This window comes from Streptomyces sp. NPDC045899, assembly GCF_056431485.1.
The window spans coordinates 150,414-174,150 of sequence record NZ_JBWKKP010000002.1 but is presented as its reverse complement, the minus strand read 5'-3'; the positions used below and the strand labels follow the sequence as shown (position 1 = coordinate 174,150).

Below are 23,737 nucleotides of genomic sequence, written 5' to 3'. Positions count from 1 at the left end.
GTCCGCTCAGCCGCCCTCGGCGGCGGGGGCGCCGACCGCGCGGACCGTGAACTCGCCCTCGGCCACCCGCGCCCTCAGCTCCTCGTCCCGCTCCACCTCGTCCGCCGCGCGGACCACCGAACCGTCGGCGTGCTGGAGCACCGCATAGCCGCGGCGCAGCGTGGCGGCGGGGGAGAGGGCCACCACCCGGGCATGGGTGTGGGTCAGCTCGGACTCGGCCCGGTCCAGCAGATGGCCCAGACAGCGGCGGCCGCGCTCCAGCACGGCGGCGATCTGCTCCTCGCGCTCGTCCACCATCCGCCGGGGGCGCTGGAAGCAGGGGCGGGCCAGCGCCGCCGAGAGCCCACGCTCCTCCCGGTCCAGCAGTCCGTGGACACTGCGCAGCGCGCGCTCGCGCAGCTGCTGGATGCGCAGCAGCTCCTCGCCCACATCGGGGACGATCTTCTTCGCCGCGTCGGTGGGCGTGGACGCCCGCAGATCGGCCACCAGGTCCAGCAGCGGGGAGTCCGGCTCATGGCCGATCGCGGAGACCACCGGGGTGACACACGCGGCCACCGCCCGCACCAACTGCTCGTCCGAGAACGGCAGCAGGTCCTCCACACTGCCGCCGCCGCGCGCCACGATGATCACGTCCACCTCGGGCAGCGCGTCCAGCTCCTTGACCGCCTCGATCACCTGCGGCACGGCGTGCACCCCCTGCACCGCCACATTGCGCACCTCGAAGCGGACGGCGGGCCAGCGCAGCCGGGCGTTCTCCAGGACGTCCCGCTCCGCGGCCGACGCCCGGCCGCACACCAGCCCTATGCGCTGAGGCAGGAACGGCAGCCGCTTCTTGCGGTCGGCGGCGAACAGCCCCTCCGCCGTCAGCGCCTTCTTCAGCTGCTCCAGCCGTGCCAGCAGCTCCCCGACACCGACCGGGCGGATCTCGGCGGCGCGCAGCGAGAGCTGACCGCGCGGGGCGTACCACTCCGGCTTGGCGTGCACCACCACCCGCGCGCCCTCGGTGACCGTGTCCGCGATGCGGTCGAACACGGCACGGAAACAGGTGACGGTGAGCGAGATGTCATAACTGGGGTCGCGCAGCGTCAGGAACACCACCCCCGCGCCGGGGCGCCGGGACAGCTGGGTGATCTGACCCTCCACCCACACCGCCCCCAGCCGGTCGATCCACCCCCCGATCAGCCGGGACACCTCGCCGACCGGGATCGGCTCCTCCGCGGACGTGTTGACAGCCATGACCGCGAGCGTATCGGCCACCGCCGACAGGAACCCCGGTTCATCGCCCCTACCATGGGGGTCATGACTGCAACCTCCGCCCGCCGGGTCCTGCTCGCCGCCCCGCGTGGCTACTGCGCCGGTGTCGACCGTGCCGTGATCGCCGTCGAGAAGGCCCTGGAGCAGTACGGCGCGCCGATCTACGTGCGCAAGGAAATCGTCCACAACAAATACGTCGTCCAGACCCTGGAGAAGAAGGGCGCGATCTTCGTCGACGAGACGGAGGAGGTGCCCGAGGGGTCGATCGTGATCTTCTCGGCCCACGGTGTCGCGCCGGTCGTCCACGAGGAGGCCAAGCAGCGGCAGCTGGCCACCGTCGACGCCACCTGCCCCCTGGTGACCAAGGTCCACAAGGAGGCCGTCCGGTTCGCCAAGGACGACTACGACATCCTCCTGATCGGTCACGAGGGCCATGAGGAGGTCATCGGGACCAGCGGTGAGGCGCCCGACCACATCACGCTGGTCGACGGCCCGGACGATGTGAAGAACGTCGAGGTCCGCGATGAGTCCAAGGTCGTCTGGCTCTCCCAGACCACCCTGTCGGTCGACGAGACCATGGAGACGGTGGACGCGCTCAAGGAGCGCTTCCCGCAGCTGATCAGCCCGCCCAGCGACGACATCTGCTACGCCACCCAGAACCGCCAGACCGCGATCAAGCAGGTGGCCGCCGAGTCCGACCTCGTCATCGTCGTCGGCTCCAAGAACTCCTCCAACTCCGTCCGGCTGGTCGAGGTCGCCCTCGGCGCCGGGGCGAAGGCCGGGCATCTGGTCGACTTCGCCAGCGAGATCGACGAGGCGTGGCTGGAGGGTGTGTCCACGGTCGGTGTGACCTCCGGCGCCTCCGTACCGGACGTGCTCGTCGAGGGCGTTCTGGAGTGGCTGGCCGAGCGTGGCTACGGCGATGTCGAGGTGGTCCAGCCGATGCAGGAGAGCCTGACCTTCTCGCTCCCCAAGGAGCTGCGCCGCGATCTGCGGGCCGAGGCGGCGGCCGCCTCCGCGGGCGGTACCGCCACCGGAAGTGCCGCGACGGGCGGCGCGGAGCGGTGACCGCCGCGGGCGGTTCCACCGCGCGGGTGTTCGGTGTGGACATCGGCGGGTCCGGTATCAAGGGCGCGCCGGTGGACCTGGACCGCGGCGATCTGGCCGAGGAGCGTCACAAGGTACTCACCCCGCACCCGGCGACGCCCGAGGCGGTCGTGGACGGGCTGGTGGAGGTCGTCCGGCACTTCGACTGGTCCGGGCGGCCGGTCGGGGTGACCTTCCCCGGCGTCGTCACGGAGGGCACCACCCGTACCGCCGCCAACGTCGACAAGAGCTGGATCGGCACCGATCTGGCCGCGCTGCTCCGCGGCCGGCTGGACTGCCCGGTCACCGTGCTCAATGACGCGGACGCTGCCGGGGTCGCGGAGATGACCTTCGGCGCGGGGCAGGGCCGCACGGGCACGGTCATCCTGCTCACCCTCGGCACCGGTATCGGCAGCGCGGTCTTCACCGGCGGCACCCTGGTGCCCAACACCGAGCTGGGCCATCTGGAGCTGAACGGCCACGAGGCGGAGAAGCGCGCCTCGACCAAGGTCAAGGAGGACCATGACCTCAGCTGGGAGCACTGGGCGCACCGGGTGCAGAAGTACCTGGCCCATCTGGAGATGCTGTTCTCGCCCGAGCTGTTCGTGATCGGCGGCGGGGTGAGCCGCAAGGCCCAGAAGTTCCTGCCGCTGATCGAGGGCGTCAGAGCCGAGATCGTGCCTGCCCGGCTCCAGAACAATGCGGGGATCGTGGGGGCCGCGATGGCCGCGTCGTCCGCGTCGGCCGCTGCCGGCGGCGCTGGCTGACCAGCGTCGCCCGGCGCACCAGCACGATCAGCACGGTCAGCAGCGTCCCGGAGTAGAGCCAGCCCGCGTGCAGCGAGAGCACGGTGAACACGCCGATCGCCTGTCCGCCGAACCCGTCACCGCCGTCGTTGATCGGCAGCAGCCCGGCCGTGAAGGCGAGCGGGACCGTCACCGGCCCCGCCAGCAGATCGGCCGGGCGCACCCACATGGCGCACGCGACGCAGGCGAACAGGAAGAACCCGCTGTACACGGCCGGGGAGCCGGAGAAGAGTAAGGCGTCCAGACAGCCGAAGCCGAGCATGGCCCCGGTGGTCAACAGCCCCGTGCCGAGTCCGGTGAGCCGGGGGTTCGGCCAGCCCAGCCCGCGCAGCCCGGACAGCGCCCCGGCGGCGACGCCGAGCGGGCGCGCCCGCCGCGCGGGCGCCCGCGCCGGGCGTGACACCCGGTCCGCGCCGCTCCTGCCCGGTCCCCTGCCGCCCCGGCCCGTGTACGTATCGTCCGCGGCCGGCCGGGGCGGCGGGGCCGCGGTCCGCCGGGGCGTCCGTGTGCTGTAGTGCTCCACCCGACCAACGTAGGTCGACGGAGGGCGGTAATCCGCCCTTGGACACGCCCTTCGCAGGACCTTGGCAGCGTGTTCGACTGATAATCAGCCCGGGTGGGTGATCGTGGACGGCCCCGTAGACTGGTGGACCGGCCCCGTCAGGGGCCACGTCCCTGTCATCACATCCCCGCTACGGGAAGCTACGGGAAGTCGCCAACGTGTCGCTCACGATCGGAATCGTCGGTCTGCCCAATGTCGGCAAGTCGACCCTGTTCAACGCCCTGACCAAGAACGACGTGCTCGCGGCCAACTACCCGTTCGCCACCATCGAGCCCAACGTCGGTGTCGTCGGCGTCCCGGACCCCCGGCTCGACAAGCTCGCCGAGCTCTTCGGCTCCGCCCGCAAACTGCCCGCCACCGTCGACTTCGTCGACATCGCCGGGATCGTGAAGGGCGCCTCCGAGGGTGAGGGCCTGGGCAACAAGTTCCTGGCGAACATCCGTGAGTCCGATGCGATCTGCCAGGTCATCCGTGCCTTCAAGGACGAGAACGTCGTCCACGTCGACGGCAAGATCTCGCCCAAGAGCGATATCGAGACGATCAACACCGAGCTGATCCTCGCCGATCTCCAGACCATCGAGAAGGTGCTGCCGCGCCTGGTCAAGGAGTCGCGGATCCAGAAGGACAAGCAGGCCCAGGTCAAGGCGGTCGAGGAGGCCAAGGCCATCCTCGAGGAGGGCCGCACCCTCTTCTCCGCGGGCATCGTCCAGGGCAGCGAGCGCGCCGAGCTCCTCCACGAGCTGCATCTGCTGACCACCAAGCCCTTCCTCTACGTCTTCAACGTCGACGAGGACGAGCTGACCGACGACGCCTTCAAGGCCGAGCAGTGCGCCCTGGTCGCCCCCGCCGAGGCGATCTTCCTCAACGCCAAGCTGGAGGCCGACCTCGCCGAGCTCGACGAGGACGAGGCCCTGGAGCTGCTCCAGTCCGTCGGCCAGGACGAGCCGGGCCTGGCCACCCTGGCCCACGTCGGCTTCAACACCCTGGGCCTCCAGACCTACCTCACGGCAGGCCCCAAGGAGTCCCGCGCCTGGACCATCAAGAAGGGCGCCACGGCCCCCGAGGCCGCCGGTGTGATCCACACCGACTTCCAGAAGGGCTTCATCAAGGCCGAGGTCATCTCCTTCGACGAACTCGTCGAAACCGGCTCCGTCGCGGAGGCCCGCGCGGCGGGCAAGGCGCGGATGGAGGGCAAGGACTACGTGATGCGGGACGGGGACGTGGTGGAGTTCCGCTTCAACGTCTGACGTCGCACCACATACGAGGGGGCCGGGCTCGATGAGCCCGGCCCTCGGCGTTGTCAGACCAGGTGTCCTCAGGGGGTGAGGCTGTCCAGATCGAGATCGATCGGGAACGGCACCGGCCGTTTGAGGGTGTTGCGGAAGATGCCCGCCGGTGCGTAGCCACCTGTCGGCCCGTCCAGCTCGTAGACGTGTACGACGGGGGCGCCGTGCTCGTCCTCGATGCACCAGTAATGCGGGATCCCGGCCTCGGCGTACTTGCGGAGTTTGACGGTCCGGTCGCGGTGGGCGGACTCGGGTGACACGACCTCGATCACGAGGCGGACCTGCTCCGGCGCGTACCAGGTGCGGTCGGCGACGAACGGAGCGGTGGTGAGCAGCAGATCCGGCTCGGGGCGATTGCGCTCGTCGAGGCGGATCGTCATCTCCCGGTCGGCCTCGAAGCCCTCGGGAGCCTGCTGCTCGAGCGCGACCGTGAGCCTGGTGACGAGGCGGCCGTGCCACGACCGCTGGGGGGACATCATGAAGACGAGCGCTCCGTCGATGAGCTCGGTGTGGCGGGGCGCCTCGGGAAGGCGGTCCAGATCCTCCGCGAACCAGCCTTCAGCGCGTGGCGGGCGCATCCAGTCGGGCAGTGCGGTCATGGTGCAACCCTAGCGATTCGGGAGGTGCGGCGACATGCCGATCGGCCGACCGCCGTATCCGGCGGGAGCGGGGTCAGCCCTGGTCCGCCAGTTCTGCGATGACCTGGGCATGGCAGGGCTGCGGGACGCACCAGCAGCCGAGGCGGTGGCCGCGGAGGGCGGGGAGGAGGGCCATGAGGTCGGGGCGGGCGAGCAGGTGGGCGCGGTACTTCTCCAGGACCTCCTCGCGGGTGCCGTCCGGGCCGGGGCGGTAGGGGCTGGCCAGCGGGGAGGCGTCGAGGTGCCAGCCGCCGCGGTGCATGGCCCGGCCGACGTAGACCACGTCGGCGTAGTCCGGGTCGTCGCGGTGGCCCTTGAGGTTGACGACGGTCGTCTCGGACATGGGCGGTTCCTTCCGGCTCCGTCAGCCGCTCCGCGGTGCGTCCATGACCGCGCAGGTGGTGGTGGCGTGTGCGTACAGCTTGCCGTCGGCCGCGCCGATGACCCGCGCCTCGGCGGTCGCGGTCGTGCGGCCCGTGTGCAGGACCGTACCCTCGCAGCGCAGTCGCGGGGTGTCGGCGAAGACCGGGCGCACCAGATGGACCCCCAGTTGGGCGGTGGTGTAGAGGCGTCCGGCGGGGAGGGTCGACAGGACGGCGCAGCCGAGGGCCGAGTCGAGGAGGGTGGCCAGGAAGCCGCCGTGGACGGAGCCCATCGGATTGAGCAGGTGCTCCCCGGGTTCGCCCTCGAAGACCGCGCGTCCCTCGGCGGCGTCCACCAGCCGGAAGCCGAGGGTGGAGCCGATCGGCGGTGCGGGCCGCCGTCCGTCCAGGATCCGCTGGAGCACCTCGAGGCCCGAGCGATGGCCGTCCTCGGGGTCGGGGGCCGGCGGCTCCCAGGTGTGGGTGCGGGTGCGCGCGGTGCGGGTGTCGGTCATCGGTGGTGCGTCCGTTCTCGCAGGCCGGCTGGGGCCGGGTCGGCCGGGGCCGGGCGGTGCCCGGGTTGGTGAGCCCTCACGCTAGGTCCGCGGCCGGTCGCCTCCCAGTGTCGGAAACGACGGTTCCGATACCGTTTCCGTCATGGACATCGCGGTGCTGGCCTATGACGGCTGCTTCGACTCCGGCCTCGCGGCCTTCCTCGACGTACTCCGGGGCGCCAACGGGATGCGCCGGGAGCTGCCGCAGCCCCCGCCCGCCTGGCGGGTCACCACCGTGGGCTTCCGCCGCCGGGTGCGCACCGGCGCCGGGCTGGAGGTGACCACCGCGCCGGTGGCCGAGGCGGCGGACGCGGATCTGCTGCTGGTCCCGGCGCTGGCGGAACGGCGGCCGGAGGTGCTGCTCGCCCATGTCGCCGGGGAGCCGTCGGCGGCGGCGCGGGATCTGGTGGCGCGGACCCGGGAGCGGGGCGCCCCGGTGGCCTCGGCCTGTACGGGGACGTTCCTGCTGGCCGAGGCGGGCGTGCTGGAGGGGCGGCGGGCGACCACCAGCTGGTGGCTGGCGCCGGTCTTCCGCAAGCGGTACCCCGGGGTCACGGTCGACGAGACGCGGATGGTGTGTGCGTCGGACGGGGTGATCACCGCCGGGGCGGCCTTCGGCCATGTGGATCTCGCCCTCGCGGTGGTCCGGATGACCAGCCCCGCGCTGGCCGACCTCGTCACCAGCTATCTGGTGGTGGACGAGCGGCCCGCGCAGTCGGCGTACACCATCCCCAGCGCCCTCGCCCAGAGCGACCCCGTGGTCGCCGGGTTCGAGCGCTGGGTCCGGCAGCGGCTGGAGGAGCCGGTGAGCGTGGCCGACGCCGCGCGCTCCCTCGGCGTCAGCGAACGCACCCTCCAGCGCACCGTGCGCCGCACCCTCGGCACCTCACCGGTGCGCTTCGTCCAGGACCTGCGGGTCGAGCGGGCCTCGCATCTGCTGCGCACCACCGGACTGTCGCTGGAGGCCATCGCCCGCAAGGTCGGCTACGAACACGCCAACACCCTGCGGGTGCTGCTGCGGGAGCGCACCGGCGCCACGGCCGGGGCGCTGCGCTCCCGCTGAGTTCAGGCAGAGTGAACTCAGGCCGCGTCCCGCTGCCTCACGGCTGCGCGGGCTTGTCCTTCCCGAACAGCCAGACGTCGTAGAGCTTCGTGAGGTCCTTGCCCGAGATCCGCTCGGACAGCGCGATGAACTGCTTGGTGGTGGCGTTGCCGTGCCGGTGGTCCTTGACCCAGGTGCGCAGGATGGTGAAGAAGTCCCTGTCGCCGACGGCCCGGCGCAGCTTGTGCAGCACCATCGCCCCGCGTCCGTAGACCGGCGCGTCCGAGACCCGCGCGGCGCTCGGCGGAGCGGCGGGGGCGAAGTCCCAGATGCCGCCGCTCTCGTCGTCGGTGCCGTCGTAGAAGTCGCGGAAGGTCCGGTCGGCGGTGCGGCCGCCGTGGTCCTCCTCCCACAGCCACTCGGCGTAGGTGGCGAACCCCTCGTTGAGCCACATGTCCTTCCACAGACGGGGGGTGACCGAATTGCCGAACCACTGGTGGGCCAGTTCGTGGACGAGGAGGATCTCGTCCGGCGCGCTGGCGAAGTACGGCTTGGTCTGGGTCTCCAGGGCGTAGCCGAGCCCGGGCAGATGGTCGACGATCGCGCCGGTGGAGGAGAACGGGTAGCGGCCGAAGGTCCGGCTCTCCCAGTCGGTCACCTTGGTGATCTGGTCGGGCACCTTGGTGGAGTCCCCCGCCTCGTCGGGGTCGACCGCGACGTACTGGGGGAGTTCACCATCGGTGGTCGTGCTGTGCACATCGAAGTCGCCGACCGCGACGGTGGCCAGGTAGGAGGCCATCGGCTCCGCGGAGCTCCAACGGAACGTGGTGTGACGGCCGTGGGTCTTCCGCTGCTTCAACTCCCCGCCCGAGACGGCGGTCAGCCCCTTGGGCACGGTCACGGTGATGTCGTAGCGGGCCTTGTCGGAGGGGTGGTGGTTGCCGGGGAACCAGGCCATGGAGCCGGTCGGTTCACCGAGTCCGACGGCGCCGTCGTCCGTCTCGATCCAGCCCTCCTCGGACCCGTCCGGATCCTTGATGGTCTTCGGCTTGCCGTCGTAGACCACCGTGGCGGTGAAGGCGCGGCCCTTGGGGAGGGCGGCGGCCGGGGTGAGCTTCAGCTCGGTGCCCTGCCGCTCGGCCTCGGCCGTCCGTCCGTTCACCGTCGCCTTGCGGACGCGCAGCCCGGCGAAGTCGAGGTGGAAGGAGCTCAGGGCGCTGGTGGCGCGGGCGGTGATCTTGGCAGTGCCCTTGAGGCGGTTGGTGTCGGGCGTGTAGTCGAGCGTCAGCCGGTAGTCGGTGACGTCGTAGCCGCCGTTGCCCATCTTCGGAAAGAGCTTGTCGCCGACGCCGGCGGCGCCCGGCTTGGCCCCGCGGACACGGTCAGGGCCGTCCTGTCCGCCGGAGGCTCCGGTACAGGCCGCGCTCAGGACGAGCAGCAGGGCGGTGGACACGACGCGTGGACGGCGACGAGGGGACAACGGACGCTCCTTGGTCAGGTGAGCTGGTGATCGCCAATGAAACCGACTGAACGGGGCATTGTCGAAGGAGTCCAAGTAAACGTCGTTGAGCTGGGGTTCACCACTTCTGGTGAAGCTCTGGCCTTCAGTTGCGAACGGCAACCCTCGGTTGCCAAGCTGTTGCCGACTGTCAACCACTGGGAGTGCACGTGGCCTTTGGTGACCAGCCCGCATATCTCCGCGTCGCCGACGATCTCAGGAAGAAGATCGCCGCGGGCGAGCTGCCACCCCACGCGCGTCTTCCCTCCCAGGCGCGGATCCGCGAGGAGTACGGGGTCTCGGACACCGTCGCGCTCGAGGCCCGCAAGGTACTGATGGCCGAGGGGCTGGTGGAGGGCCGCTCCGGCTCGGGCACCTATGTGCGCCCCCAGCTCGTCCCGCGGCTGCTCTCCCGCGCCGGGTACCACGGCTCGGGCCCGTCCTCCCCGTTCCGCCAGGAACAGGCCGACGACCGGGTCATCGGCACCTGGGACGCGGTGAGCGAGCAGGAGGAGGCCGGGCGGGAGACCGCGGAGCGGCTGGGTATCGAGCCCGGTGGCAGGGTGATGCGCACCCGCTATCTCTTCCGCTCGGGCGGGGAGCCGGTGATGTTCTCCACCTCCTGGGAGCCGCTCGCGATCACCGGCCGCACCCCGGTGATGCTCCCCGAGGAGGGTCCGCTGGCCGGGCGCGGGGTGGTCTCCCGGATGGCCGCCCTCGACCTGGTGGTGGACAACGTGACCGAGGAGGTCGCGGCGCGCCCCGGTCTGGCGGAGGAGGTGCTCGCGCTCGGCGGGGTGCCGGGCCACGCGGTGCTGGTCGTCTCCCGTACGTACCGCGCGGGCGGGCGTCCGGTGGAGACGGCGGATGTGGTGGTGCTGGCCGAGCGCTATCGGGTCGCCTACCACCTGCCGGTGAAGTGACCCCGGGCGCCGCCCTGTTGGGGCGGCGCCGTCGATTGCGCGGCCCCTCGAACGCCAACTCCCTTTGCCTCAGGCGAATTTGAGCTCGATTTGAGCTCATCTGAATTTGAGGTAGATTTGAGCCGCGTATCTGCCGGGGAACTCCGGATCGAAGTCCGGCACATCGGACTCAACTCGCGTCACTCATCCATCGCGGGCCATTTGAGATAGCCGGGTACGAACATTCATCAAGAGCCCTTGGAACCGGGTTGCGTTACGCAGGATTACCGGGGCGCTACAGATTTTCCGAGGGTGATCCGTAGAGATTTCGCGAAGGTGGGGTTCGGCGGCCCCAGTCTCTGCTTTCCGTGTGTTTTGCCAGCCTTTGACCTGCGACGATGTGTTGCGCACATCACACCAGCGGTCTGGAGCTCAAGATCAGCTCAAACCCGTGAAGTGGGCCTTCAATTCGCTTGTACGATGACGCCCGTTTGCATCAGGTGCAGGTACTGGGGGTTGAAAGGAGCGTCAGGGCGTTGAGCACTGAACAAGGAGCCCACACGCATTACAAAAGGTCACTGGGAACAGTGGCTCTGACCGCCGTGGGTCTCGGTTCCATAATTGGCTCCGGATGGCTGTTCGGCGCTGAGCGGGCCGCTGCGCTCGCCGGTCCCGCCGCCATCCTGGCCTGGGTGATCGGCGCCGTCGTGGCGCTGACCATCGCCCTGACCTATTCCGAGCTCGGCTCGATGTTCCCGAAGGCCGGCGGCATGGTCCGCTACGGTCAGTACTCGCACGGTTCGCTCGCCGGATACCTGGCCGCCTGGGCCAACTGGATCGCGATCGTCTCCGTGATCCCCGGTGAGGCCACCGCCTCGGTCCAGTACATGAGCTCCTGGGACTTCGGCTGGGCCAAGGAGCTGTACGACGGCAAGGAGCTCACCGGCACCGGTGTCGCCCTCGCCTCGGTGCTGCTGGTCTTCTACTTCTTCCTGAACTGGTTCGCGATCACGCTCTTCGCGAAGACCAACACCGCGATCACCGTCTTCAAGGTGGTCGTCCCGGCCCTGACCGCGGGCGCCCTGCTGCTGTCGCACTTCGACACCGGCAATGTCACGGACAACGGCGGCTTCACCCCCAACGGCTGGAGCTCGGTCTTCACCGCGGTCGCCGTCTCCGGCATCGTCTGGGCCTACAACGGCTTCCAGTCCCCGCTGAACATGGCGGGCGAGGCGCGCAACCCCGGGAAGTCGCTGCCCAAGGCCGTCATCAGCTCCATCCTGATCGCCCTGGTGATCTACGTCGCACTGCAGATCGCCTTCCTGACCGCCGTCCCGGCGGCCGATCTGGCGGACGGCGGCTGGTCGGGCCTGTCCTACAACTCGCCGCTCGCCGACCTCTCCCTCGCCTGGGGCCTGAACTGGCTGGCGCTGCTGCTGTACGCCGACGCCTTCGTCTCCCCGTCCGGCACCGGCATGATCTACGCGGCCACCACCTCCCGGATGATCCAGGGTGTCCAGGAGAACGGCCACCTGCCGGGGATCTTCGGCAAGGTCGACGCCAAGACCGGTATCCCGCGCCCGGCGCTGCTGCTCAACCTGGTGATCGCCTTCGCCTTCCTCGCCGTCTTCCGCGGCTGGGGCTCGCTGGCCGAGATCGTCTCCGTGGCCACCGTGATCTCCTACATCACCGGCCCGGTCGCCGTGATGTCGCTGCGCCGCCTCTCCCCGGACCTGCCGCGTCCGGTCCAGCTGCGCGCGATGCCGGTCATCGCCCCGGTCGCGATGGTCTTCGGCTCGCTGGTGCTCTACTGGGCCCGCTGGCCCCTCACCGGCAAGGTGATCTTCATCATGGCGATCGGTCTGCCGGTCTGGGCCTGGTACGAGCTGCGCAAGCCGTGGGCCGAGCTGCGCCCGCACCTGGCGGCCGGTGCCTGGATGGTGGCCTACCTGCTGGTCATGGCGGCGGTCTCGTGGGCCGGCGGTGAGGAGTTCGGCGGCCGCGGCTATCTGCCCGAGGGCTGGGACATCCTGGTCGTCGCCGCGATCGGTCTCGCGTTCTACTTCTGGGGCGTGCGCAGCTCCTGGCGCAATCCCACGCTGCTGGAGGCGGAGCGGGAGCTGGCCGACGCCGCCGCCGAGGAGGCCGCAGAAGCCGACGGGGCCGACGACGACCTCGACAAGACGCCGGTCCGCGTCTGAGTTCACCGGTCCGCATGGCCGGATGCGTGCCTCCACGTGAGAACACGTATCCGCTGAGTGAAGGTTGGGCGTAGGCTCGGGCATATGCGGACCGGGAATTCCTTGACGGTCCCGCGACGGCGTCAGCCGTCGCGGGACCGGATGACGGAGGGGGCGGGGAGATGAGTGACGGCACCGCGGTACTGCCATGGCTCGTGATCCGCCAGGACGACAACGGCAACCGCTACCGCGTCGGCCGGTACGCCACGCGGTCGGAGGCCCAGGAGGTGGCCGACCGGCTCGACGCCCAGGGTCCGGAGCACCTCTACGTGGTGGAGCGCACCGCCGCCTCCCGGCAGGCGCAGTAGCCGCGGTAGCAGGCGCGCCGCGCGTTCCCCATCGCCTAGGGTTCCCGCATGAGCGAGCGCGTGGTGGTGGGCGGAGCCGTTTTCGACGAGGGGCGTCTGCTGGCCGCCCGGCGCAGCGCCCCGCCGGAGCTCGCCGGCCGCTGGGAGCTCCCGGGCGGCAAGGTCGAACCGGGGGAGACCCCGCCGCGGGCCCTGGTCCGCGAGTTGCGGGAGGAGCTGGGCGTCGAGGTCCGGCCGCTGGAGCCGCTGGCCGGTGAATGGCCGCTGAAACCGGGTTATGTGCTGCGGGTGTGGACCGCGCGGCTGGTCTCCGGTACGCCCCGTCCGCTCCAGGACCACGACGAGCTGCGCTGGCTCACCCCCGACCGGGTGGACGAGGTCGACTGGCTGGACCAGGACCGTCCCGCGGTGGCGCAGGCCGTCCGCCTGCTGCGCGCCGAACGCACTCCGCCGCGCACCCGCTGACGCCCGTCCGGACGATAGGACGCCCCGGATATCGGGTATGTGCTGATTAACCTCCCTGAATCCCTACATTCCGGAGGGGCTGCACCGGGGCTGGGAAGTGATCGGCGTGAGTGACAGCGCAGGGCGGGCCGGACCGAGGCCCGGCTTCGCCGAGTGGATCTTCCCCGCCGAGCCGGGGGCGGTCCGCACCGCCCGCTGTCGGGTTCAGGCCGTGCTGGAGGAGTGGGGGCTGTCCGCCATGAGCGATGTCACAGTGCTTCTGGTGAGCGAACTGGTCACCAACGCGCTGCGGTACGCCAGCGGCCCGATCGGGCTGCGGATGTACGCCCGCCGCGAAAACCGTTCGTCACCCGGATCCGTACTGATGGTCGAAGTGTCGGATCCGCTGGCCGATCCGCCGCGGGCGCGGGCCGCCGGGGCCGAGGACGAGGGTGGTCGTGGCCTGGAGTTGGTGGCCCGCACGGCGCTGCACTGGGGGACCCGGAGCAGGCACGCGGGAAAAACCGTGTGGTTCGAGTTGGCTCTGCCCGGTTAGGAGTGTGGGGGAGCGCTGATCTTGAGCGCTTAACCAAAAGCCGGGACGGAAACTGATTGCGGGCTGAGATAGTGCTGTGATCGTGAAGACCGTACTCCGGATGGCCGAGGTGCTGGATACTCGGCTATCTGTAGCCGGTCGGAGCACCTGAGCCGGAGGGGACGGGCGCATGAGCGAGAAGCCAGCGGGGGCTGAGATGCCCGAGGAGTCGGTTGGTTCGCAGGTGTCGCCGGTGTCGGAAGTGTCGCCGGAGACACAGGTGTCCCAGGTGTCGCCGGTATCGCACATGTCGTCGATGTCGGCCATGTGGCAGAGCAGTCCCCCCGGATCCCTCTACGACTACATCCGTGTCGCCTCCTTCGCGCTGGGGGCCGACGGACGGATCACCCAGTGGAGCGAGCGGGCCGAGGAGCTGCTGGGTCTGACGGCCCGGCAGGCCATCGGCAGGGACCCGGTGGACGCGTTCGTTCCGTCCGAGCTGCGCGACACCGGCCACCGCAAGGTCGCCGACATCCTGGATGGCCGGGAGTGGACCGGACTGGTCCCCTACCGCAACCCCGGGGCACCGCATGAGCACGGTGTGGCCGAGGTCTATGTGATGCCCTCTCAGGACGAGGACGGTGAGCGCTCGGCGCTGTGCATCGCGGTCGATGTGAGCGCGCTCCGCGGCCTGGAAACCGACCTTGCCGCTTCACAGGCCGTTTTCGGTCAATCTCCGCTCGGTTTCTTTCTCTTCGGTACCGATCTCCGCATGCTTCGGGTCAATGAGCGCTTCGCCAAGGTCTTCGGCCGCCCGGCCGAGGCCTACCGCGGCGCCACCGCGCACGATCTGCTGCCGCGCGGTGAGGCCGAGCGGCTCGGCGCCGCCCTGCGCCAGGTCCTGGACACCGGCAAGTCGCTCACCGACATGCCGGTCGTGGGCACCGTGCCCGGCAGCCCCGACCGGCGCCGCTGGTCGGTCTCGCTGTACCGGCTGCACAGCAGTTCCGGCCGCCCCATCGGCGTCGCCGGACTCGCCACCGACGTCACCCGCCGCCGCCGGGCCGAACAGGAGGCCGCGGGCGTACGGCGCAATCTGGCGCTGCTCAACGAGGCGGGCGCCCGAATAGGCACCTCGCTCGACCTGGAGACCACCGCCCGCGAACTGCTGGACGTGGCCGTCCCCCAGTTCTGCGACCTGGCCTCGGTCGACCTGTACCAGGGGCTGCTGTCCGGCGACGAGACTCCGCAGGGCCTGGCCGACGGCAGCGCCGAACTGCGCCGCGTCGCGTTCGCCTCCGCGGTCTCCGACGGCCCGGTCGCCTTCGGCGACATCTGCCGCGCCGACACCGACGGCGGACTGCCCAAGCCCGTCCAGGTCGGCGAGGTCCACCGCTACCCCTTCCACTCCCTGTGCGCCGGGGTGCTGCGCACCGCCCAGGTCAAGGTCGTCCCCGGCCGGGACAGCGGCGAGGGCCCCGAGCTCGGCGCGATGCTCCAGTCCACCCTGGTGGTACCGATGGTGGCGCGGGACACCGTGGTGGGCCTGGCCCAGTTCTCCCGCACCAAGGGCAGTGAGCCCTTCGGCGAGCGGGACCGCGCCCTCGCCGTCGAGCTGGCCGCCCGCGCGGCCGTCAGCATCGACAACGCCCGGCTCTACCGCAGGGAGCACGAACGGGCCCTGATACTCCAGCGCAGTCTGCTGCCGCCGGGCGACCCCGAGGCCGCCGGACTCGATATCGCCTGCCGCTATCTGCCGGGGAACGCGGCGACCGAGGTCGGCGGTGACTGGTTCGACGTCATCGAGCTGCCCGGCCACCGCACCGCGCTGGTGGTCGGCGATGTGATGGGCCGGGGGCTGCGCGCCGCCGTCGCGATGGGCGAACTGCGCACCGCCGTCCGCACCCTGGCGCTGCTGGACCTGGAGCCCGCCGAGGTGCTCTCGGCGCTCGACGAGATCGCCCGTGGGCTCGGCGCGCCCAGCGGTTCGCACACCCCGGCCCGCTCCGGGTCACGCGCCCGCTCCGGCGCCGAGGACTCCTCCGACCTGTCCGAGGTCTACCTCGCCACCTGTGTCTACGCGGTGTACGACCCCGTCACCCGCCGCTGCACCTTCGCCAACGCCGGACATCTGCCCCCCGTCCTCGTCGAACCCGGCGAGGACGCGCTGCTGATGGAGGTGCCCCCGGGGATGCCGCTGGGGGTGGGCGGGGAGCCGTTCGAGGAGATCGAGGTCGAACTCCCCGACGGCGCGCTGCTGGCCCTCTACACCGACGGCCTCGTCGAGTCCCGTGACCACCCGCTGGACGAGGGTCTCCAGGACTTCCGGGCGGCCCTGTCCTCGCATGACGGCACCCGGGTGCCCGACAGCTCCCTGGAGGACATCTGCGACCACGTGCTGAGCGGTCTGGACACCCACCACGGCGAGGACGACATCGCGCTGCTGATGGCCCGGGTCCAGGGGCTGCCGCAGGAGTCGGTGGGGGACTGGAAGCTGCCGAGCGCGCCCCAGTCGGTCGGCCGCGCCCGGGAACTGGCCCGGGAGCAACTGGAGTCCTGGCAGCTCGACGATCTGGTGGACACCACCGAGCTGCTGGTCAGCGAGCTGGTGACCAACGCGCTGCGGTACGGCGAGGGGGAGATCCGGCTGCGGCTGCTGCTGGACCGCACCCTGGTCTGCGAGGTCTGGGACGGCGGACTGGTACAACCCCGGCGGCGGCGTGCCCGGGACACCGACGAGGGCGGCCGGGGGCTCCAGCTGGTGGGGCTGCTCAGCGCCGCCTGGGGCAGCCGGCGCACCCCGCACGGCAAGACGGTCTGGTTCGAACTGGCCCTCCCCGACGGCCGGTCCAGCGGACCGGACTCGGTCGAGGCGCTGCTGAGCCTGTGGTGAACCGGTGTGACGGCGCGGGGGTCCGCACCGTCACACCGAACGGGCGGTGGCGGATCAGCCGTCCCGGCGGCGGATCTTGTTGCCCAGCCAGACCAGCGGGTCGTACTTGCGGTCCACCGCCCGCTCCTTGAGCGGGATCAGCGCGTTGTCGGTGATCTTGATCCCCTCCGGGCAGACATCCGTACAGCACTTGGTGATGTTGCAGTAGCCCAGACCGTGGTCCTCCTGGGCACCGCGCTTGCGGTCGATCCCGCTGTCGGCCGCCGCGTCCAGCGGATGCATGTCCAGCTCAGAGACCCGCATCAGGAAGCGCGGTCCGGCGAACGCCTCCTTGTTCTGCTCGAAGTCACGCAGCACATGACAGGTGTCCTGGCACAGGAAGCACTCGATGCACTTGCGGAACTCCTGTGAGCGCCCGACGTCCTCCTGCCGCATCCGGTACTCACCCGGTTTGAGGTCCGAGGGCGGGACGAAGGACGGCACCTCCCGTGCCTTGGCGTAGTTGAAGGACACATCCGTCACCAGGTCCCGGACCACGGGGAAGGCCCGCAGCGGGGTGATGGTGATCGTCTCGTCACGCTCGAAGACCGACATCCGGGTCATGCACATCAGCCGGGGGCGGCCGTTGATCTCCGCGCTGCACGAACCGCATTTGCCCGCCTTGCAGTTCCAGCGGACGGCCAGGTCCGGGGCCTGGGTCGCCTGGAGCCGGTGCACGATGTCCAGCACGACCTCGCCGTCATGGACCTCCACCTGGAAGTCCTTCAGACCGCCGCCGTCCACATCGCCCCGCCACACCCGGAAGCGGGCCTCGTACGCACTCACTGGGTCAGCTCCTCGTCCGTCAGGTACTTCATCAGCTCGTCCTTCTCGAACAGGCCGAGCAGATCGGGGCGGATGGGCGGCATCTCCCGGCGGTCCAGCCGGATCTGGCCGTGGCACGCGTCGGGCGCGGCCAGACCGCCGGAGGGGTCCGAGAGCCGGCAGACCAGATTGACCCGCCGCCACTCGCGGTCCATCTGCGGATAGTCGTCCCGGGTGTGGCCGCCGCGGCTCTCGCTCCGCTCCAGCGCCGCCCGCGCCACGCATTCGCTGACCAGCAGCATGTTGCGCAGGTCGATCGCCAGGTGCCAGCCGGGGTTGAACTGTCGGTGGCCCTCGACCCCGGCCCGCCGCGCCCGCGTCCGCAGACCCGACAGCCGGTGCAGCGCCTCCTCCATCTCCCCGGCCTTCCGGATGATCCCCACCAGGTCGTTCATCGCCTGCTGGAGTTCCTGGTGGAGGGTGTAGGGATTCTCGGCCGGGGCCGCGGAGCCGGCGGCCGCACCGCCCTCGGCGCTGAACGGGCGCAGCGCCTCGGCCGCCGCCAGGTCCAGCTGTGCCTCGTCCGGGACCGCCCGGGGGCCCGAGCGGGCACTGTCCTGGGCGTACTTGGCGGCGTAGAGCCCGGCCCGCCGTCCGAAGACCAGCAGGTCGGAGAGGGAGTTGCCGCCCAGCCGGTTGGAGCCGTGCATCCCGCCCGCGACCTCGCCCGCGGCGAACAGCCCGGGAACTCCGGTGGCCGCCGCGGTGTCCGGGTCGACGTCCACCCCGCCCATCACGTAGTGGCAGGTGGGGCCGACCTCCATGGGCTCGGCGGTGATGTCCACGTCCGCCAGTTCCTTGAACTGGTGGTGCATGGAGGGCAGCCGCCGCTTGATCACCTCGGCCGGCATCCGGGTGGAGACGTCCAGGAAGACCCCGCCGTGCGGGGAGCCGCGGCCCGCCTTCACCTCGGCGTTGATGGCGCGGGCCACCTCGTCGCGGGGGAGCAGCTCGGGCGGGCGGCGGTTGTGGTCCGGGTCCTCGTACCAGCGGTCGCCCTCGTCCTCGGACTGTGCGTACTTCTCCTTGAAGACGTCCGGGATGTAGTCGAACATGAACCGCTTGCCCTCGCTGTTGCGCAGCACCCCGCCGTCCCCGCGCACCGACTCGGTGACGAGGATCCCCTTGACCGAGGGCGGCCAGACCATGCCGGTCGGGTGGAACTGCACGAACTCCATGTTGATCAGCGGGGCTCCGGCGAGCAGCGCCAGCGCGTGGCCGTCGCCGGTGTACTCCCAGGAGTTGGAGGTCACCTTGAAGGACTTGCCGATACCGCCGGTGGCCAGCACCACGGCCGGGGCGTCGATCGCGAAGAAGCGGCCGGACTCGCGTTCGTAGCCGAAGACCCCGCAGACCCGCTCGCGGTCCTTGAGGATCCGGGTGACGGTGCACTCCTGGAAGACCTTCAGCCGGGACTCGTAGTCCCCGGTCTCGGCCTTGTCCTCCTGCTGGAGGGAGACGATCTTCTGCTGGAGGGTGCGGATCAGCTCCAGGCCGGTGCGGTCACCGACATGGGCCAGCCGGGGGTACTCATGGCCCCCGAAGTTCCGCTGGGAGATCCGGCCGTCCGCGGTGCGGTCGAAGAGCGCTCCCCAGGTCTCCAGCTCCCAGACCCGGTCCGGGGCCTCCTGGGCGTGCAGTTCGGCCATCCGCCAGTGATTGAGGAACTTGCCGCCGCGCATGGTGTCCCGGAAGTGCACCTGCCAGTTGTCGCCCTCGTTGACATTGCCCATGCTGGCGGCGATACCGCCCTCGGCCATCACCGTATGGGCCTTGCCGAACAGCGACTTGCAGATGACGGCGCAGCGCATGCCCTGTTCCCGGGCCTCGATCGCGGCCCGCAGCCCGGCGCCCCCGGCGCCGACCACGACCACGTCCCACGCCTGCCGCTCGACTTGCGTCATCGGTTGAAGCACCTCTCCTAGAAAAAGCGCGGATCGTCGAAGGCACCGCTCGCGAGCAGATAGACATAGAAGTCCGCGACGGCGACGCTGATCAGGGACGCCCAGGCCAGCTGTGCATGACGGGCGTTGAGCCTGCTGACCCCTTCCCAGAGCCGGTAGCGCACCGGATGCCGGGAGAAGTGCTTGAGCCGGCCGCCGACGATATGGCGGCAGGAGTGGCAGGAGAGGGTGTAGGCCCAGATCAGCGTGATGTTGACGAGCAGGATCAGCGTCCCGAGGCCCATATGGCCCCACCGGCCGTGCTCATCGCGGAAGCCGAGCACCGTGTCATAGCTGAGGATCCCGGCGACGATCAGCGCGAAGTAGAAGAAGTAGCGGTGCATGTTCTGGAGGATCAGCGGGAAGCGGGTCTCTCCGGTGTAGCGGGAGCGCGGCTCGGCGACGGCGCAGGCGGGTGGTGAGGCCCAGAAGCCCCGGTAGTACGCCTTGCGGTAGTAGTAGCAGGTCAGCCGGAAGCCGAGCGGGAAGATCAGGATCAGCAGGGCGGGGGAGAGGCCCCACCACGCGCCGAAGATCTCCCAGTTGGCGCCGCCCTTCATCGGTACGCAGTTCTGCGCGATACAGGGCGAGTAGAACGGTGAGACATACGGCTCTGCGTAGTAGTCGTCCCCGGCGAAGGCGCGCCAGGTGGAGTAGACGATGAACGCGAGCAGCCCGGCGGCGGTCGCCGCGGGAGCCAGCCACCACCGGTCGGTGCGCAGATGACGGGAGGGGATGGCGGCCCTGGACGGGCCGTGCACCCCGCCCGGGGGCGCCTCCCGGTCGGTGGACGTGGTGGCTTGGGGGTCGGTGCCTGTGGCCAAGTGGAACTCCGCGGTGGAGTGGTGTGGGGGACGGTGGGGTCGTGCACCCGTGCCGGTGCACCGGCACGCCCGTCACAGGGGCGGCCGGTGCACCGTGCCGTCCTCAGGGAGCGTGGCGATCGCGCGCGCCGAGGCCCTCGTCGTCGACGTCCGACCACAGCGCACTGTTGTACGGAGCGTCGGGGACCGGGACCATTTCGGGGCGTGGTCGCTCCTGGGGAGCCGTGGCGCGCAGCAGGGCGAGGCTCTCGCGGAGGTGGTCCGCGTCGGTGCGGACCCGTCGTATCTCCAGCCCGCCCGGACCCACCTGCTTCTCCAGCCGGTTGACCGAGCGGACCAGGTCATCGAGACAGCGCTGGACATTTGTCAGGTCGTCGTTCAAGGACATGACTTGCCCTCACTTCCGCGGTTGCGGTTGGCGACGGTCATGCGACAGCGAGTGTTACCCGTCACAGTCGTCGTTGGGAAGGGATCTGTCGCGATTCGCCGCGCCGCCGGTGGGATTACGCCTCCGTGCGCCGGAGTGCGCGCCCTGTGTTGTGATCCGGACGGGTGATCCTTTCCCCTCATGGCCGTCTCCGCGGGCGTCCCGGCGTGCTGTCCCGTGAACCGTCGCTTTGAGTGAGCAGTATATGCGATAAGCGTCATAATCCGCCAAAGACGCACATATCTGGCACACTCCGGAGGTTCGTCGCCATGTCCATCGCCAAGCGCCGCTGTGCCTTGCTGCTCGCCGCGGGTGTGATGCTGCCGCTGCCCGTCGCGCTGACCGGGTGCAGCTCCGATGAGGAGGGCGCCCCGCCACCCGCCTCCCGGGACATCGCCACGGCCGCCCGCTCCCGGACGACCGGGACCGGAACCCTGCGCTGGGCGCTGGACGCGACGCCCAAGACCTTCAACGCCTTCCAGTCGGCCGCCGACACCGGCACCACGCGGGTCGCGGGCGCGGTACTGCCCGCGCTCTACACGCTGGACGCCCGGGGCAAGCCGCAGCGCAACCCCGACTTCCTCAAGGACGCGGACGTCACCTCGACCGAGCCCAAGCAGGTCGTGGTCTACAAGCTCAACCCCGAGGCCGTCTGGAGCGACGGCCGCCCGCTGAGCGCGGAGGACTTCGCCGCCCAGTGGAAGGCGCTGCGCGGTACGGAGAACGCGTACTGGACGGCGCGGAACGCCGGGTACGACCGCATCGCCAAGATCGAGCCCGGGGACGGGGACCACGAGGTCAAGGTCACCTTCGCCAAGCCCTACACCGACTGGCGCTCGCTGTTCACCCCGCTCTATCCCAAGAGCGTGATGGACAACCCGGCGGTCTTCAACGCCGCGGCCAACAAGGGCCTCGCGGTCGGCGCCGGTCCCTTCATGGTCCGCGGTGTCACCACCGACGCGGTCACCCTGGTCCGCAACCCCCGCTGGTGGGGCGACCGGGCGCGGCTGAGCCGGATGGTCTTCCAGACCGTGCCCGCCGACAAGCGCGCCGACGCCCTGATCTCCGGCCGGGTCGATCTGGCCGAGGTCGACCGGGCCACCGCCCGCCGGATCCAGGCCACCGCTCCGTCCGGCAAGAAGCGGGCCGCCGGGGCCGCGTCCCGCACCGCCGGGGCCAACGCGCCGGACCTGGCCCGTGACGGCGGGCGGGCCGCGGACGCCCTGCACGACTGGGCCGCCGCGAACGCCTCGGACAAGAAGCGGGCCGAAACCATGGCCCTGAGCCGCTTCACCCTGCGCAAGGCGCTGGAGCCCGCCTACACCCAGCTGGCCCTGAACGGGACCAAGGGCCCGCTCGCCGATGAGCGGGTGCGCCGCGCGGTGGCCCGCGCGATCGACCGCAAGGCACTGGCGAAGCAGGTCCTCAAGCCCCTCGGCCTGCCCGCCGACCCCCTCGGCAACCATCTGCTGATGGCGGCGCAGAAGGGATACAAGGACCACAGCGGCGCCCTCGGCGCCTCCGACACCGAGGCCGCGCAGTCGCTGCTGGCGGACGCGGGCTGGCACGCGGCCGGCCCCCAGAAGCTGGACGGCAAGACGGACGACCTCGGCATCCGGCGCGCGGTGCCCAGTGACTCGGGCTCGGGGACGCCGTCCGCCACCGCCTCCGGTGGCGCGTCGGCGTCGGCGTCGGCGAGCGGCACCGCCGGCGCCGCGCCGTCCACCTCACCGTCCGCCATCGCGGGCGACGCCTCCCCGGCGGCGGGTGACGCGGGCCGCTCCGGGAACCTCCCGGACTCGGCGGTGGTCCGCAAGAAGGGCCGCCCGCTGGTGCTGCGCTTCGTCCTCCCCGCGGACAGCGGCAGCTCCTCGGTGCGCGCCGTCGGCGAGCGCATCGCGCGGATGCTGGAGGCGATCGGTGTCCGCACCGAGATCACCAAGGTCGAGGGCGAGGGCTACTTCCGCAACTACATCGCCTCCGGCAAGTACGACCTGGCCCTCTACTCCTGGCCCGCCACCGCCTACCCGGCCACCGACGGCCGTCCGATCTACGCCAAGCCGCAGCCGGCCGCCGACGGCTCGCTGGTGGTCGAGCAGAACTACACCCGGGTCGGCACCGACCAGATCGACCAGCTCTTCGACGAGGCGGTCTCCGAGCTGGACGGCGGCGCCTCGCGGTCGCTGGTCGGCCGGGCGGACGCCCGGATCTGGGCGGCGGCCGGTTCCGTCCCGCTCTACCAGCGGCCGGAGCTGGTGGCGATGCGCAAGGGCGTGGTGAACGCCGGTGCCTTCGGCTTCGTCACCCCGCGCTACCAGGACATCGGTTTCCGCAAGTGAACCCCCGGTCCGCCGGGCCCGGCCGCCGTGCCGGGCCCGGCGGACCGCCGTGTCCCGGAAAGCGCTCAACCCCCTTGTGACGCCCGCTCCCGGTGCGGAACCATGACCGTGATCATGACCCACCGTGCCGACACGGTGACCACACGGGGAAACGGGGAACGGGAATGAAGCGCGCACTGCGCACGGGGGCCGCCATCGCGGTGGTCGTCACGGCGGTGGCCGGATGCACCTCCGGCGATGGGGCCGAGGAGAAGCCGTCCGCCCGGGAGAAGAGCTGTGACCGGCCCGGGTACAGCTGGCTGAACGTCTCCCAGCGCCCGGTCGTGACCGATCTGAACAACGGCAGCTTCACCAAGGGACAGCAGGTCAGCACCAGGGAGCTGGACGAGGTCGCCCGCTACCGGGTCTCCGTCCGGGCCGACGGCCCCGCGGTGTCCGCCCCGGCGGTGCTCCGCTCCCTGGAGCGCCATGTCGGCACCGACCTGGCCTACGGGGCGAAGAAGCCCGGTAAGGCCACCGAGGACGATCCGGGGGTCTACGCGTCCCGCCGGGCCGAGAGGACCGGGTTCTACGTCACCGCCCGGGCGGTCGACCTGATCGAGGCCGACTTCCGCTACGTCTGCCCCGACAGCGCCTCGCGGGGGGTGGGCCACACGGTCACCTGGCAGTCCGCCGAGGAGATCATCGTCACCTGCGAAGCCGCCCCGAAGAAGGGCCGTGACGAGGCCGAGAGCGAGGTCGCGCGGCTGGGCTGCCGGAAGGGCGATCCGGCCCGGGCCTGACCTGGTGCCGGGCGGCCGGGGACGGGTGGCGGCGACCGTTCCCGTGCCGTCCCCTTACCATGGGGGTGAGGCCGTGGCGTGTTCTGCCCGGCGGGCGGGCGTACCGGACCGGGCGCGCCGTCATCCACGATTCCGGGAGAAGCGCCGC

At 70.8% G+C, this 23,737-nt stretch carries 22 protein-coding genes; 12 read left to right on the top strand and 10 right to left on the bottom strand.

The window, feature by feature from the left end; all coding sequences use genetic code 11:
- Positions 1 to 6: 6 nt before the first annotated feature.
- Positions 7 to 1,236, bottom strand: coding sequence for an exodeoxyribonuclease VII large subunit (xseA, locus tag AC07FT_RS03295; protein WP_471194113.1), 1,230 nt, complete (start codon positions 1,234 to 1,236; stop codon positions 7 to 9).
- A 54-nt stretch (positions 1,237 to 1,290) separates the two neighbouring features.
- On the opposite strand from xseA, the gene AC07FT_RS03290 reads away from it, so the two are divergent.
- Together AC07FT_RS03290 and ppgK are read left to right on the top strand one after the other, a co-directional pair.
- Entirely contained in the window at positions 1,291 to 2,322 is a 1,032-nt protein-coding gene (locus tag AC07FT_RS03290; RefSeq protein WP_479173587.1) for a 4-hydroxy-3-methylbut-2-enyl diphosphate reductase, read from the top strand.
- The gene (gene ppgK, locus AC07FT_RS03285; RefSeq protein ID WP_471194110.1) at positions 2,319 to 3,107 is read left to right on the top strand and encodes a polyphosphate--glucose phosphotransferase; all 789 of its coding nucleotides are present in this window, start codon (positions 2,319 to 2,321) and stop codon (positions 3,105 to 3,107) included. Before AC07FT_RS03290 ends, ppgK begins: the two co-directional genes overlap by 4 nt.
- Here the strand turns inward: ppgK and AC07FT_RS03280 are convergent.
- A complete protein-coding gene (locus AC07FT_RS03280; RefSeq protein ID WP_479173584.1) occupies positions 3,004 to 3,549 on the bottom strand; it encodes a DUF6542 domain-containing protein in 546 nt (181 codons plus the stop codon). The two genes, ppgK and AC07FT_RS03280, sit on opposite strands and share 104 nt — an antisense overlap.
- 317 nt (positions 3,550 to 3,866) lie before the next feature.
- On the opposite strand from AC07FT_RS03280, the gene ychF reads away from it, so the two are divergent.
- Complete coding sequence (gene ychF, locus AC07FT_RS03275) at positions 3,867 to 4,955, top strand: redox-regulated ATPase YchF (RefSeq protein ID WP_479173582.1); 1,089 nt, start codon at positions 3,867 to 3,869, stop codon at positions 4,953 to 4,955.
- Positions 4,956 to 5,023: 68 nt separating this feature from the next.
- Here the strand turns inward: ychF and AC07FT_RS03270 are convergent, their stop codons facing one another.
- The 3 genes from AC07FT_RS03270 to AC07FT_RS03260 form a co-directional block, all read right to left on the bottom strand.
- The gene (locus tag AC07FT_RS03270) at positions 5,024 to 5,593 is read right to left on the bottom strand and encodes a Uma2 family endonuclease (RefSeq protein WP_479173581.1); all 570 of its coding nucleotides are present in this window, start codon (positions 5,591 to 5,593) and stop codon (positions 5,024 to 5,026) included.
- Between the two features lie 73 nt (positions 5,594 to 5,666).
- Positions 5,667 to 5,975 (bottom strand): DUF4326 domain-containing protein, encoded by a 309-nt coding sequence (locus AC07FT_RS03265; RefSeq protein WP_471194092.1) that lies wholly within the window; start codon positions 5,973 to 5,975, stop codon positions 5,667 to 5,669.
- 21 nt (positions 5,976 to 5,996) lie between these two features.
- Positions 5,997 to 6,509, bottom strand: a complete 513-nt coding sequence (locus AC07FT_RS03260; RefSeq protein WP_479173579.1) for a PaaI family thioesterase — start codon at positions 6,507 to 6,509, stop codon at positions 5,997 to 5,999.
- 142 nt (positions 6,510 to 6,651) lie between these two features.
- On the opposite strand from AC07FT_RS03260, the gene AC07FT_RS03255 reads away from it, so the two are divergent.
- Positions 6,652 to 7,611 carry a GlxA family transcriptional regulator gene (locus AC07FT_RS03255; RefSeq protein WP_479173577.1) on the top strand — a complete coding sequence of 320 codons (960 nt, stop codon included), beginning with the start codon at positions 6,652 to 6,654 and terminating at the stop codon, positions 7,609 to 7,611.
- A gap of 37 nt (positions 7,612 to 7,648) precedes the next feature.
- On the opposite strand, the gene AC07FT_RS03250 is transcribed toward AC07FT_RS03255, so the two are convergent.
- Positions 7,649 to 9,070, bottom strand: coding sequence for a M1 family metallopeptidase (locus AC07FT_RS03250; RefSeq protein ID WP_479173575.1), 1,422 nt, complete (start codon positions 9,068 to 9,070; stop codon positions 7,649 to 7,651).
- Between the two features lie 188 nt (positions 9,071 to 9,258).
- On the opposite strand from AC07FT_RS03250, the gene AC07FT_RS03245 reads away from it, so the two are divergent.
- The 6 genes from AC07FT_RS03245 to AC07FT_RS03220 all read left to right on the top strand — a co-directional run bounded on the left by AC07FT_RS03245 (position 9,259) and on the right by AC07FT_RS03220 (position 16,410).
- Positions 9,259 to 10,011, top strand: coding sequence for a GntR family transcriptional regulator (locus AC07FT_RS03245; RefSeq protein WP_479173573.1), 753 nt, complete (start codon positions 9,259 to 9,261; stop codon positions 10,009 to 10,011).
- Positions 10,012 to 10,526: 515 nt separating this feature from the next.
- Positions 10,527 to 12,191 (top strand): APC family permease, encoded by a 1,665-nt coding sequence (locus AC07FT_RS03240; protein ID WP_479173571.1) that lies wholly within the window; start codon positions 10,527 to 10,529, stop codon positions 12,189 to 12,191.
- A 161-nt stretch (positions 12,192 to 12,352) separates the two neighbouring features.
- On the top strand, positions 12,353 to 12,538 hold the full coding sequence (locus tag AC07FT_RS03235; protein ID WP_254738091.1) for an SPOR domain-containing protein: 186 nt from the start codon (positions 12,353 to 12,355) through the stop codon (positions 12,536 to 12,538).
- A gap of 48 nt (positions 12,539 to 12,586) precedes the next feature.
- Positions 12,587 to 13,003: a (deoxy)nucleoside triphosphate pyrophosphohydrolase gene (locus tag AC07FT_RS03230; RefSeq protein WP_431775959.1), complete on the top strand. Its 417-nt coding sequence runs from the start codon at positions 12,587 to 12,589 to the stop codon at positions 13,001 to 13,003.
- Between the two features lie 97 nt (positions 13,004 to 13,100).
- Complete coding sequence (locus AC07FT_RS03225) at positions 13,101 to 13,538, top strand: ATP-binding protein (protein WP_479173569.1); 438 nt, start codon at positions 13,101 to 13,103, stop codon at positions 13,536 to 13,538.
- Positions 13,539 to 13,707: 169 nt separating this feature from the next.
- Complete coding sequence (locus AC07FT_RS03220) at positions 13,708 to 16,410, top strand: SpoIIE family protein phosphatase (protein ID WP_479173568.1); 2,703 nt, start codon at positions 13,708 to 13,710, stop codon at positions 16,408 to 16,410.
- 54 nt (positions 16,411 to 16,464) lie between these two features.
- Here AC07FT_RS03220 and AC07FT_RS03215 read toward each other — a convergent pair whose 3' ends face one another.
- From AC07FT_RS03215 to AC07FT_RS03200, 4 genes are all read right to left on the bottom strand, one after another.
- The gene (locus AC07FT_RS03215) at positions 16,465 to 17,235 is read right to left on the bottom strand and encodes a succinate dehydrogenase/fumarate reductase iron-sulfur subunit (RefSeq protein WP_479173566.1); all 771 of its coding nucleotides are present in this window, start codon (positions 17,233 to 17,235) and stop codon (positions 16,465 to 16,467) included.
- On the bottom strand, positions 17,232 to 19,178 hold the full coding sequence (locus tag AC07FT_RS03210) for a fumarate reductase/succinate dehydrogenase flavoprotein subunit (RefSeq protein ID WP_479173564.1): 1,947 nt from the start codon (positions 19,176 to 19,178) through the stop codon (positions 17,232 to 17,234). Before AC07FT_RS03210 ends, AC07FT_RS03215 begins: the two co-directional genes overlap by 4 nt.
- Before the next feature lie 17 nt (positions 19,179 to 19,195).
- Positions 19,196 to 20,041 carry a hypothetical protein gene (locus tag AC07FT_RS03205; protein WP_471194071.1) on the bottom strand — a complete coding sequence of 282 codons (846 nt, stop codon included), beginning with the start codon at positions 20,039 to 20,041 and terminating at the stop codon, positions 19,196 to 19,198.
- A 103-nt stretch (positions 20,042 to 20,144) separates the two neighbouring features.
- A complete protein-coding gene (locus AC07FT_RS03200) occupies positions 20,145 to 20,429 on the bottom strand; it encodes a hypothetical protein (protein WP_471194069.1) in 285 nt (94 codons plus the stop codon).
- A gap of 308 nt (positions 20,430 to 20,737) precedes the next feature.
- On the opposite strand from AC07FT_RS03200, the gene AC07FT_RS03195 reads away from it, so the two are divergent.
- Together AC07FT_RS03195 and AC07FT_RS03190 are read left to right on the top strand one after the other, a co-directional pair.
- A complete protein-coding gene (locus tag AC07FT_RS03195; RefSeq protein ID WP_479173561.1) occupies positions 20,738 to 22,807 on the top strand; it encodes an ABC transporter family substrate-binding protein in 2,070 nt (689 codons plus the stop codon).
- Between the two features lie 164 nt (positions 22,808 to 22,971).
- Positions 22,972 to 23,589, top strand: coding sequence for a hypothetical protein (locus tag AC07FT_RS03190; RefSeq protein ID WP_479173559.1), 618 nt, complete (start codon positions 22,972 to 22,974; stop codon positions 23,587 to 23,589).
- Positions 23,590 to 23,737: the final 148 nt, after the last annotated feature.